9 protein-coding genes are annotated in these 12,174 nt (G+C 40.8%); 4 read left to right on the plus strand and 5 right to left on the minus strand.

Features of this window, described 5'->3' with window-relative positions; translation table 11 throughout:
- A complete protein-coding gene (locus tag BLR37_RS01110) occupies positions 1–369 on the minus strand; it encodes a SpoIIAA family protein (RefSeq protein WP_039482640.1) in 369 nt (122 codons plus the stop codon).
- A 136-nt stretch (positions 370–505) separates the two neighbouring features.
- On the opposite strand from BLR37_RS01110, the gene BLR37_RS01115 reads away from it, so the two are divergent.
- Positions 506–1,624, plus strand: a complete 1,119-nt coding sequence (locus BLR37_RS01115; RefSeq protein ID WP_090763436.1) for an alpha/beta hydrolase — start codon at positions 506–508, stop codon at positions 1,622–1,624.
- 147 nt (positions 1,625–1,771) lie between these two features.
- On the plus strand, positions 1,772–4,042 hold the full coding sequence (locus BLR37_RS01120; RefSeq protein WP_090763440.1) for a glycosyltransferase family 4 protein: 2,271 nt from the start codon (positions 1,772–1,774) through the stop codon (positions 4,040–4,042).
- Between the two features lie 121 nt (positions 4,043–4,163).
- Here BLR37_RS01120 and BLR37_RS01125 read toward each other — a convergent pair whose 3' ends face one another.
- Positions 4,164–5,630, minus strand: coding sequence for a glycoside hydrolase family 130 protein (locus BLR37_RS01125; RefSeq protein WP_090763443.1), 1,467 nt, complete (start codon positions 5,628–5,630; stop codon positions 4,164–4,166).
- Between the two features lie 156 nt (positions 5,631–5,786).
- On the opposite strand from BLR37_RS01125, the gene BLR37_RS01130 reads away from it, so the two are divergent.
- Positions 5,787–6,908 carry a sensor histidine kinase gene (locus BLR37_RS01130; protein WP_090763448.1) on the plus strand — a complete coding sequence of 374 codons (1,122 nt, stop codon included), beginning with the start codon at positions 5,787–5,789 and terminating at the stop codon, positions 6,906–6,908.
- Here the strand turns inward: BLR37_RS01130 and BLR37_RS01135 are convergent.
- A complete protein-coding gene (locus tag BLR37_RS01135; RefSeq protein ID WP_090763451.1) occupies positions 6,894–7,997 on the minus strand; it encodes a metallophosphoesterase in 1,104 nt (367 codons plus the stop codon). The two genes, BLR37_RS01130 and BLR37_RS01135, sit on opposite strands and share 15 nt — an antisense overlap.
- A 230-nt stretch (positions 7,998–8,227) precedes the next feature.
- On the opposite strand from BLR37_RS01135, the gene BLR37_RS01140 reads away from it, so the two are divergent.
- A complete protein-coding gene (locus BLR37_RS01140) occupies positions 8,228–9,430 on the plus strand; it encodes a DUF763 domain-containing protein (RefSeq protein WP_090764786.1) in 1,203 nt (400 codons plus the stop codon).
- Positions 9,431–9,748: 318 nt separating this feature from the next.
- On the opposite strand, the gene BLR37_RS01145 is transcribed toward BLR37_RS01140, so the two are convergent.
- A complete protein-coding gene (locus tag BLR37_RS01145) occupies positions 9,749–10,306 on the minus strand; it encodes an REP-associated tyrosine transposase (protein ID WP_090763454.1) in 558 nt (185 codons plus the stop codon).
- A gap of 400 nt (positions 10,307–10,706) precedes the next feature.
- Positions 10,707–12,173 carry a glutamate synthase subunit beta gene (locus BLR37_RS01150; protein ID WP_090763456.1) on the minus strand — a complete coding sequence of 489 codons (1,467 nt, stop codon included), beginning with the start codon at positions 12,171–12,173 and terminating at the stop codon, positions 10,707–10,709.
- Between the last annotated feature and the right edge of the window lies 1 nt (position 12,174).

Consider the following 12,174-nt stretch of genomic DNA (forward strand, 5'->3'; position numbering starts at 1 on the left):
TCAATCGTTACTGATTAACCAGTCTTTTGCAGTTTCAATTTCATCGGGTTTAAAACCTTTAGAAGCGCCGGGCGTAGCCACAGTAAAAATATCGGTAAACCACTCTACCCCTTTTTCGGCAGTTACCACCGCTATTTTTTTCCATTTGGTAAAATTTTGCAAGCCAGCTTTGGCATCCTGTATCCATGCACCGGCTGTAAAATTTTTAACATCGGTATCCAACACCAGCAGGTACCTGATTTCTTTAAATTTGTCGGCTGTACGTTTAAGCCCCGGCAACAATACGTGCTTAATATCCTCACTGGTAACTTCGCCTGTTGCCCTTACCCCAAAAACCTGATCGGGTAAGCCTGTTATTTCTGCTAACATAATTTCAATTTGTAATAAGAACACCTCAAAAGTTAAAGATGTTTGAATTTTGATCAGATTCTACGAGGTTGTAAAGCTGTAAAAACCGTTAACTGCTTCTTTCTGTTATAGAAACGACATCAATAAATTTAAACTCATGAAAATCAGACTACTGAAAAACACCGCTTTTTTACTCACCGGAACCCTGCTACTGTGGGCTTGTAACAGCAATACCAAAACAACCGTTGCGAGCGACACTACCCTGACCGATTCTACTGCTGCTGCCAGCTTAAAGCCTGCGGGTCCGCCACCCGAATGGGGTAAAACCATAAAACCTGAAATGCAGGCGGTTATCGAAAAATTAAGCAGTTATGGCGATAAACCTATCGAAACACTCAGTGCAACCGATGCACGCAGAAACCATACCCCAACCAATGCAGTTATGGATTTGATTGAAGAAAACCAAATCACCATACCCGCACCAATGGTTGATACTACTGGAAAAGATATCGCTGTTAATGGTGGCAAAATACACCTGCGGATTTATACACCAAAAACAGGCAATGGACCATTTCCGCTTATTGTTTATTATCATGGCGGAGGTTTTGTAATTGCAAACCTTGATGTTTATAATGCTTCGGCACAAGCTTTGGCAGAACAGGTAGGTGCAGTAGTTGTTTCGGTAGCTTACCGTCTGGCCCCCGAAAACAAATTCCCAACAGCCCATAACGATGCTTTTGCTGCTTATGAGTGGGTGATTAAAAATGCTTTTGATTTAAAGGGCGATCCCGGCAAAATTGCCATAGCAGGTGAAAGTGCCGGCGGAAATTTAGCTGCCAATGTATCGGTAATGGCCCGCGATAAGCAAATTATGATTCCCGTACATCAGCTCCTGGTTTACCCCATTGCCCAGGCCGATATGAATACGCTTTCTTACAAAACCTACGAAAAAGCTAAACCTTTAAACAAGGCCATGATGGGCTGGTTTACAGAAAAATATTTAAATACCATGATTGAGGCACAGGATCCTAAAATTTCGCTGGTTAATGCCAATTTAAAGGGCTTGCCCCCAACAACCATTATAACTGCCGAAATAGATCCGCTGCATGATGATGGTGTTATGCTGGCCGATAAACTTAAAGCTGCCGGCGTAAAGGTATACAGCAAAAATTACGACGGTGTAACCCATGAGTTCTTCGGCATGGCCGCTGTTGTACCAGAAGCAAAAGCGGCTCAAGCTTATGCTGCCGATCAGTTAAAAACGGCTTTTAAATAAATTATAAGATAATGGAGTGGGAATAAAACTTCGCTCCACATCATCATCAAACTCAATATCGCTTAAGCATATTTTATTCAATTGGTAAAAACACAAACTATTTGAGTTTAACAATGTTGTTTAAATACTAATCTACCCGAAATACCTATGAAAATTGCCTATATTTCTACCTGTCCCCCTCGCGAATGCGGCCTAGCAACATTTAACCATAACTTAGTTACTGCTTTAAGTTTAAACGCAGACTACAATCCTGAAAAAAGTTTTGTGGTTGCGCTTAACGAATCAGATGACATTCATGAACATGCTTATGGCAAGGAGGTCAAATTTGTTATCAGGCAACAAAACCAGCAGGATTATATTGAGGCAGCCGATTTCATTAATAACAGTGAGGTTGACACCTGTATTATAGAACACGAGTTTGGCATATATGGCGGCAATAGCGGGGTATTTTTACTATCGTTGGTTAACAGGTTAAAGAAACCTTTTATTATCATTTTACATACTGTTTTAAAGGAGCCGAACTATATGCAGCTTACCATTTTAAAACAGCTCGCATTAAAGGCTGCTAAAATTGTGGTAATGAGCAAAAAGGCCGTGATGTTTTTAACCAGTATTTACCAAATTCCAAAAGCGGCTATCCGGCTAATCGAACATGGCGTGCCGGATTTAGAACCCATCGTTAATAATGAGATTGCAGAAAGCAACTTATTTAAAGGCCGTAAAGTATTGTTTACTTTCGGTTTAATTAGCCGTAATAAAGGTTTGGAAACGGTTATCAAAGCCCTGCCGGCAATTGTAGCACAGCACCCCGAGGCTTTGTACGTAATTTTGGGCAACACCCACCCGGGCGTAGTTAAGCACAATGGCGAAGAGTATCGTGATAGTTTAAAAGCCCTTGCAAGAGAATTGGGTGTAGAAAATAATATCGCTTTCGTAAACAAATTTGTATCAGAAAACGAATTACACCAGTATTTAACTGCCTGTAGCTTGTACATTACCCCCTATTTAAACGAAGCGCAGATTACCAGCGGAACATTATCGTATGCTATTGGCGCTGGTGCAGCAGTGGTATCAACCCCTTACTGGCATGCTCAGGAGCTGCTGGCCGATAACCGGGGCCGGTTATTTGATTTTAAAGATGATGCACACCTGGCCAGCATTGTAAACGAACTGCTCAGCGATAAAGATACCTACAGGCAACTTAAGCAAAATGCCTATAACTATGGCTTGAATTTACGCTGGCCTGCTATTGGCCGTGTATATCTTGAAGCTTTACGAGAAGCATTAGCCGCACAAAAAAAACCGGAAAGAACTATTCCACCAATTATAGATGTAGAGCAAATGCCTGCGCTTAACCTCAGTCATATTGCCTTGCTGACAGATGATACCGGAATTATCCAGCATGCCCGTTTCGGGGTACCCAATCTTAAAGAAGGTTATTGCATTGATGATAACGCAAGGGCACTAATTATGTCGCTGATGGCTTGTGAGTATGACAAAAACCCTTATGCCCTAAAATTTATGCCTGTTTACCTCAGCTTTATCCAGTATATGCAGGTTGAGGATGGTAATTTTCGTAACTTTTTAAGTTTTAACCGGCAATATCTGGATGAAATTGGCTCAGAAGACTCATTTGGACGTACAATCTGGGCACTTGGTCAATTAATTTGTAGTGCTCCCAATAATTCTTACCGTGAGTTTGGCCGCGAGCTTTTCTGGCATGCAGTTCCACATTTTAAAAAATTAAATTATATCCGCGGAAAAGCCAATACGCTTATCGGTTTGGCTTACTACTTGTGCGCACATCCGGGCGATGAGCTGATTATTAATGAAATTAATCAACTGGCCAACTCCTTAATTTCGTCGTACAAGCAAAATAAAGATGGAGACTGGCACTGGTTTGAAGATATTTTGACTTACGATAATGCCATTCTACCATTGGCTCTGCTGCATCATTATGAAGTAACCGGGCATGCTGCATCATACCAAACAGCGATGGAAAGTATTGCTTTCTTAAATACTTTTTCTTTTCAAAACGGATACCTCAATCCGGTAGGAAACGCTGGCTGGTTAAAAAAGCATGGTAAAAACCCTGTTTACGACCAGCAGGCCATTGAAACTATGGCCATGGTATTACTTTATGCCAAAACCTTCGAGATTACCAAAAACAATCATTACCTGAGTTTAATGCATACGAGTTACGAATGGTTTTTGGGTAAAAACAGCCTGCACATTCCATTGTATGATTTTGAAACCAATGGTTGTGCCGATGGACTGCAGTTTAACAGCGTAAACAGAAACCAGGGCGCTGAAAGTACCTTAGCTTATTTTATTTCACATTTGGCCATACTTAAGGCTGCAGAGGCAGAGTATGAAACTTTATCGTCGCCTTTGGTAGAGGTTGATAAGTTTAGTTAGGTTTATTTACTATCAATCTTGTACTTGCAAAACCAATCTCCTATGCAGATTGCTTCAGCTCGCACAGCCCTGCTTCGCAATGACGGGTTTTTCTTGTCTTGGGTTACCACGATGGATAATTTTAATTATTCTCCAGTAACCGGTTTAGCAATAATTCTAAATTCACGGTAGCAAATGATGAACTGTAATCCGATAATCCGTAAGGAATAATCAATTCGCCATTGCTGATTATTGAACCACAAGAGTAAACTACATTGGGTACATAACCTTCCCGTTCATCGCCATTCGGGATAATTAACGGTTCTTTTAAATGACCAATTTCTATTCTGGGATCTTCCAGATCGAGCAAACTTGCACCAATGCAGTACCGCCTCATTGGGCCAACACCATGCGTAATTACAATCCAGCCTTTTTCTGTCTCGATAGGTGAACCACAATTGCCTATTTGTACCAGTTCCCAATCATAACGCGGCTGCTTTAATAAAATCGGGTTCTCCCAAACATTAATCTTATCCGAAAACATCAGGTAATTATTCCAGCCATCAATCCGGCTCATCATTACAAATTTCCCGTTAATTTTTCTTGGAAATAACCCCAGATTCTTATTCTGAGCACCATCACCATACAATGGTATAACTTTAAATTCATAAAAATCTACTGTCTGCACCAACTTGGGGATTATCAGCGAGCCATCAAAAGCCGTGTAGGTGGCATAGTATACTACCTTGCCATCGTCTTTAACAAATTTCACAAAACGCGCATCTTCAATTCCCTTGCGTTCAAATTCAGAAATCGGGAAAATAACGCGGTCAGAAATATCGGTATCTTTTGAAAAACTGATCGTATGATAGGTATCTGACAGCCACAGCACTTTATCATACTCGATCAACCGTGTTGGGTTTTCTTTGTGCAGGCTTTTAGAATCTTTAATGATGTTGCTTAAACTGGTGTACTCAAATTTATCATCCAGTTTGGCTTCAATTTCTTCCAGAACGGACGGATCGATCTGCGCATAAGCCGCTTTTTTTAAAAAGAGCTTTTTAGCGTAAATGGCATTTTTAACTACCTCGGCTTCATCTACATAATTGCCTACGGGTAAAACCTGGATATTATTATTTTTATCAATTAAAGCCCTGCGAAAAACAATAGATGAAATATGCCCCTCACCCACAGCTCTAAAACTAATGATTACCCTTTTTTCTCCCTCAACCAAATCAGTTTGGTCGGGATCTTCTACAATACTCGGATTAAAAAAAGCAGCCGACTCGATGGAATATTCGTGCGTAAAATAAGCACCAATTAATAAACGGGTATATTCATCAATATGCTCTAACGATACACCAAGCGCGGTAAACTGCCTTTTTAGCTTCTTACAATGCCGCAATAAAATTTTGGTAATATTCCGGTGTCTTTTAGAATATTCCTGTAAAATTGGGGAGATGAGCGAAAAAACTTTTTCATCAGAAAACAATAGTACTTTCTTAATTACTTCTAATGCACGTTCTTCTCCATTAAAAAAAAATCTGGCAATTACTCTTTTGGTATCGGGGTTTACCTTAACTGGCTTACGTTCAATATATAATCTCATTACCTAATTGATTTGGTGATCGTTAAACTCTTTTCATCACTCATCTGCAACTTTATATTAACTAATTTGGCCACTTAATTGTTTATAAAATTTACCGGTTTTAATCATAATCTTTACCTTTATCGTACAATCCCTTAACTCAAAACAATCCCGGCGATGCATAGTGAAAAAGTAATTGAAAATACCAATCCCCAATACGAAGCACTGCGCTTAGCTAAACTTACACAATACGAAATGCTGGATACCATAGCTGAATATGCTTTCGATAAGATAGCACAGTTGGCTGCCGGTATATTTAATGCCCCTGGCGCAGGGATCTGTTTTGAAGGTGCTCAGTCAGTTTTTCAGAAATCAACAATTGGTAATCCGCCCCTTAAGCCACAATTTCCACTCTACGATACTTTTAAGGTTATAACTGAAACCAATGCTACACTTGTTACAGCTCCACTGCAATCGCCGGAGGGATACCTGCTGGGCGTAATTTATGTTTCAACTCCTGAAACATTACAACCAAACGAGACGCAAATCAATATGCTCAAGCTGCTGGGCGAAATGGTAATGGATAAACTGGAAGGAACCCTGGCCATGCGCAATGCTTTCAGGGCTTATGATGACCGTTTACATGTGCTCATCCACGATCTTAAAAACCCGATGACTACCATTTCCCTCCAATCAGAGCTGATGGGCAGAATTCCTGCTATTGATGAAAAAGCGGTATTAATTGCGGGTAAAATCAATGCACAATCGAAGAAAATGGTCGATAGTTTAAATGATATTTTAAGTCCGGCGAAGAAAGCAGCAATAGCCTACAAACCAGAAAAACTTAAAGTAGATTTAACAGCAGTTCTGGAAGCCGTAAAATTAAGCTTCGGCAGAAAGCTAAAAATCAAAAACCAATCGATATCGATACACATCAACGAACCCTTGTTCATATTTGGTGATGTAAATAAATTAACTGAAGTTTTCAGCCAGCTGGTTGATAATGCAATTAAATTTTCACCCTTGGGTACAGAGATCAGCATATCTCATCAGCTTACCGCTACTGAGCTTACTATAGCCGTAAAAGATCAGGGCGTAGGTTTAACAAAGGAGGAACTGGAAAAAGTGTTTATCAAATTTGCCAAGCTCAGTGCAGCCCCTACACATCAGGAAAGTGCCAATGGTCTGGGCTTAATTACTGCAGGTGCATTTGCAGATATGCATAAAGGGAGAATCTGGGCCGAGAGCGAAGGTAAAAACCTGGGCACTACCTTTTATTTACAGCTACCGCTTAGGTAAAACTGTTTCGACAAGCTGTTCCAGCTTCATTTCTTCGAGCACAATCCTTTCTGAATAGCCCGTTTTATGGCAAGACCATTTAATTAAGCGGATTAAACCGTTTTCAATTTCGATACCGGTAATATCGCCATCGTTAAAACAACAGCAGCCACTGTTAAAGTAATTGGGCTTGTATTTTCTAAACCGCGGAGGTTTATCACCGGCTCGTGTTTGCTTAACCAGCTCAGCGTTTAAAGCGGCAATAGCTTCCTGGTTATTATCTCTTTTGGCTTGCTGCAGTTTGAGATAAATTCTTTCTAAATGCGTTAAGGAGGCAAAAACCGCCTGATGCGTATGGCCGGTAATCAGCACCTTATTGGTTTGGCTAACCACCCAACTATACATCATAATGTTATGTGCAGTTTTAAGCTGATTATCGTAAGCGGGTGTATTGGGGTTAATTCGAAGGTAGGCCTGCAGCGGAGCCCATACCGTGCTCACAAACCATTTGCTAAACCAGTTTCCATCGCTTTGCAAATCGCCCTGATGACCATGTGTAAGAAAAATATCAAGAAATTGAGCCCCTATGGGCATGCGCAATATGGCGCCTTCATAAATCGGTATTTTTTTCCCGTAAATACGGTTTAAATTAAAACCAGCCAATGGATCGTTATCCCAGTACAGATCGTGGTTACCAAATATTTTGGTAAACATGCCTTTGTTTATAAAAATCTTTTCCGCTTCGAATGTCTTTTTATTGTGCCTGATTACTGATTCCATTAAATTTTTCCAAAGCTCTTCGCTATCCCCTAAATTGATATAATGGAAATTATTTACTGCGTAATGTTCAAGCGCTTTGAGATAGTTTTCTTCGGCCAGGGTAAAATCGTCGGCAAAATCGCGGGCACCTTTATGCTGGTCTGAAAGGATGATAAACCTATCAGCCGCTGTTATGTCCAAAATCGGACCACGCTTGCCCGGCGTTTTAACAATGGTTTTGAAAAGCTTGTTTAAAGCACCGTGTATTCGCCTGCGATTGGGTCGCGAGCTGTATTTATTAGACATACGGATAATCCAATTGCTTAATAAACGTTGAAGAAATTTGCGCATCTGCTGGGTTAATTATAGGCCTCCGGTTGAAGATAACAAAATATAAGACCAATCGTTTAGCAGACACCTAAGTTTTTGATTTCTGTGACTTCGGTGCATCCGTGGCAAAAAATAATACTCATCCTACAAACAGTAACGGAAACACGAATAATTTTAAACCTTTCTGGATTCCGTGCATCCGTGGCAAAAACCAGCTAATTTCTTAAATATTTTTACTAAATTTGTTAGCATTGAAAAGATCAGGAAGCGCAGATTTACCTTTACACTATGGCCACGTTCCGCCCTGGCTTGCGCAGCGTATGGCCAAACTGGGCCTTGCTATTACCGAAGCGATTTTAGCAGAATACGGCAAGGCAGAAGTGATACGCCGGTTAAGCAGTCCGTTTTGGTTTCAAAGCCTGGGTGCGGTAATGGGTATGGACTGGCATTCATCAGGCATAACCACCTCGGTTATGGGTGCTTTGAAAAAAGCGATAAATCCGCTCTCCAAAGAGCTGGGCATTTACATTTGCGGCGGCAAAGGGAAGTTGAGCAGAGAAACACCTAACGAACTTTTACGCGTTGCCGAAAAAACCGGACTTGATGGCCAAATGCTGGTCAGATCGAGCAAGCTCAGTGCAAAAGTTGATAATACTGCCATTCAGGATGGTTTTCAGCTTTACCTGCATAACTTTATTTTAAGCAGCGAGGGCGATTGGGCAGTGGTACAGCAAGGCATGAGCGATTTTAGCGGCACAGCCAGAAGATACCATTGGCATTCTGAAAATTTAAAGTCTTTTGTAGAGGAGCCACACACCGGAATTTGTGGCCTTAACCAGGGAAAAATATTAAACCTCACTGCCATCGGCGCCAATCCCACACGTAAAGCCATGATCGGCCTAACCAGCGAAAGCCCTTCCCGGATGATGGCCGAAATACAGAAGCTGGTACTCCCTAATCACCATGAAGTAAAAGCCAAAGATGTTGATTTAAAAAGATTGGGTAGTATTTTGTGGTTGGCTCAGGAGAAAAGGCCTGATAATTTTGAAGAGCTACTTTTATTGGAAGGCATGGGACCGCGTACCTTACAATCGATGGCTTTGGTTAGCGAAGTTATTTATGGTACTCCCTCCCGTTTTACCGATCCTGCCCGGTTTTCTTTTGCACATGGAGGCAAAGACGGTTACCCTTTTCCTGTTCCGATAAATGTTTACGATGAAACGATTGGCTTTTTACGCCAGGCTGTAGAAAAAGCAAAGATTGGAAATACCGATAAACAGGACGCCATAAGATCTTTGCACCGCATTGCCAGCAACGCAGAAAAGGACTTTACACCCAACATGGATTTTGAAAAAGTGATTGAACAGGAAAGAAAAGACAGCTGGAAGTATGGTGGTAGAACAGTTTTTGGAAAAGAGCAACCGCCGAAGAATGATCAGCTGAGCTTGTTTTAGATAAGATAACAATAATAGCGATGGAGACCAGAATACACGGAAAACACCTTTATTTCACCATCTGTCCGTAGAGTTCCGAAGGGCTCTACGGATGATAGAATGGATAAGAGTCTGTGACTCGTTCTTATATTCGTCTGCTGGTCGGTGTCCTCACCGCCCCCCATCTGTCCGTAGAGTTCCGAAGGACTCTACGGATGATAGAATGGATAAGAGTCTGTGACTCATTCTTATATTCTGAGTTTTAAAAACTCAGCCCTATTCATCAATCCGTAGAGATGCTGCGCTTAACTCTACGGATAGGATATCTATTATGCTAAGTTATTCTATAAAATCTATTTCTATCAGTCCTTTTTCTGTCGTGTAATAATCAATAGCTGAAGAATAAACGTATTCTTCAGCGTTTCTAACAGCTCCAGATCTTACTGGATTTTCATGTAAATAATTTAGTCTTTGATCTATCATATCATTTGTAGAAAGTTCGATCGGATGATTTTCTTGCTGCCAAAACTGATAATCTTTGTTTCTTTTATTTTCTTCTCCGGCCTTTTTGAATATCCAAAGCATCCAACTTTGTCTGCTCTCATGATTATTATTTTTAATTGCTTTAATAACATTACTCGATGTAAACTTCTTAAAATCCCTTAATACATCAGGCAAGCTCTTGTTTTCACCTACCGATAAAATCAGATGTAAATGATTGGTCATAATACACCAGGCATGAATTCTTAAGCTTTTATTCTTCTTACAGTAAATTAAGCTTTCTACAATAATATCCGAATATTCCTTTCTAGTAAATACATCTACCCATTGTACTGTTGCAAATGTTATAAAATGTAAAGCTTCCTGATCTTTTATTTGATAACCACTTTCACTCATATACTAATATAAGCTTTTAACACCTATTTGCCTGATAAAAACACCTATCGACAGCACTCCGTGATAATCCATGCATCAGTAGCAAGAAGTAACTATTTCGGTTGGTGCGGACACAGAATAGGAAAGAGTCTCAGACTCGCTCTTTTAATTGAGTTACAAACTCAATTTTATTCATCAGTCCGTAGAGACGCTGCGCTTAACTCTACGGACAGAATAGTTTACTGGTAAGCGTAATTATCGACCAGCTTTTAATACCGAATAGACTCTGTGATAATCCGTGCATCCGTGGCAGGAACTAATACTATTTCAGTTGGTGCGGACACCAACCGATGGGAATCTCCTTAAACAAAAAAGGTCGTGGCTTGCACCACGACCCTAAAAATATAGAATTTAAAACCTACTAAGCATAAGCAATTGCATCTCTCGATGCCAGTTTGGTGGCTCCCATTAAGTATTCATCTACTTTACGGGCAGCTTCTCTACCTTCTGAAATGGCCCAAACTACCAAAGATTGTCCACGGCGAACATCGCCAGCTGCGAAAATCTTAGCAATATTGGTCTGATAAGTGTGCTCAGATGCTTTCACGTTTCCGCGGCTATCTAATTCAACACCTAATTTTTCAATTAATCCCTCTTTTTGTGGGTATAAGAAACCCATTGCCAGAAGCACCAATTCGCAAGGTAATTCTTTTTCTGATCCCGGAACTTCTTTAAAAGTAACCGGACGACCGTTAGCATCAATCTCCCACGCTACATCTACCACCTTTAATGCTTTAAGGTTTCCGTTTTCATCGGCAATAAAGTTTTTGGTATTTACTGACCATGCCCTTTGTGCGCCTTCTTCGTGCGATGAAGTATTTTTCAATAACATCGGATAAGTTGGCCAAGGCATATTTTCGCTACGCGTTTGTGGCGGCATTGGCATAATTTCGAACTGGGTTACCGATTTTGCACCATGACGGTTTGAAGTTCCGATACAATCTGAACCCGTATCACCACCACCAATTACAATCACATTTTTACCGGTAGCCATAATATCTTCGCTATCTACCTTACGGTTAGCCACACGCTTATTTTGCTGTTTTAAGAAATCCATTGCAAAATGAACGCCTTTAGCCGAACGGCCATCAATTGGCAGATCGCGCGGAATGGTTGAGCCTCCAGCCAAAACAATGGCATTAAAATCTCTCAATAAAGTACCAATCTCTACGTTCTCACCGACATTGGCATTGCATTTAAAGATAATTCCTTCTTCTTTCATTAAATCGATACGGCGATCGACTACATTTTTCTGAAGTTTAAAATCAGGAATACCATACCTCAATAAACCACCTGGTGCATCATCACGTTCGAAAACGGTAACTTCATGTCCAACTTTATTTAACTGAGCAGCAGCGGCTAATCCTGCCGGACCTGAACCAATAACTGCAACCTTTTTACCGGTTCTGATTAATGGAGCCTTTGCTTTGATAAATCCTTTTTCAAAAGCAATTTCGATAATGTGTTTCTCAATTTCCTCGATAGAAACCGGCGGACGGTTAATACCCAGTACGCATGCCGACTCGCAAGGTGCCGGACAAATCCTGCCGGTAAACTCAGGGAAATTGTTGGTACTTAATAAAATATTGGCTGCCTGCTCCCATTTGCCCTGATAAACGGCATCGTTAAATTCAGGGATTACGTTACCCAGCGGGCAACCCGATTGGCAAAAAGGTACACCGCAATCCATGCAGCGCGCAGCTTGGTTATTTAATTCTTGTGCGGGTAATTCATTTAAAAATTCCCCATAGTGTTTTACACGCGTTACAGCCTCTTCTCTTGTGGGCGCAACTCTATCGTATTCTTGAAATCCTGTTACTTTTCCCATG

Source organism: Pedobacter soli (genome assembly GCF_900101435.1).
In the GTDB taxonomy this organism is placed as follows: Bacteria; Bacteroidota; Bacteroidia; order Sphingobacteriales; family Sphingobacteriaceae; genus Pedobacter; species Pedobacter soli.

Excerpts from the sequence above, each read along its gene's own strand:
- BLR37_RS01135 (WP_090763451.1), bottom strand. The coding sequence starts at position 7,997 with ATGCGCAAATTTCTTCAACGTTTATTAAGCAATTGGATTATCCGTATG.
- BLR37_RS01150 (WP_090763456.1), bottom strand. The coding sequence starts at position 12,173 with ATGGGAAAAGTAACAGGATTTCAAGAATACGATAGAGTTGCGCCCACA.
- BLR37_RS01145 (WP_090763454.1), bottom strand. The coding sequence starts at position 10,306 with ATGAGTGAAAGTGGTTATCAAATAAAAGATCAGGAAGCTTTACATTTT.
- BLR37_RS01130 (WP_090763448.1), top strand. The coding sequence starts at position 5,787 with ATGCATAGTGAAAAAGTAATTGAAAATACCAATCCCCAATACGAAGCA.
- BLR37_RS01115 (WP_090763436.1), top strand. The coding sequence starts at position 506 with ATGAAAATCAGACTACTGAAAAACACCGCTTTTTTACTCACCGGAACC.
- BLR37_RS01125 (WP_090763443.1), bottom strand. The coding sequence starts at position 5,630 with ATGAGATTATATATTGAACGTAAGCCAGTTAAGGTAAACCCCGATACC.
- BLR37_RS01110 (WP_039482640.1), bottom strand. The coding sequence starts at position 369 with ATGTTAGCAGAAATAACAGGCTTACCCGATCAGGTTTTTGGGGTAAGG.
- BLR37_RS01120 (WP_090763440.1), top strand. The coding sequence starts at position 1,772 with ATGAAAATTGCCTATATTTCTACCTGTCCCCCTCGCGAATGCGGCCTA.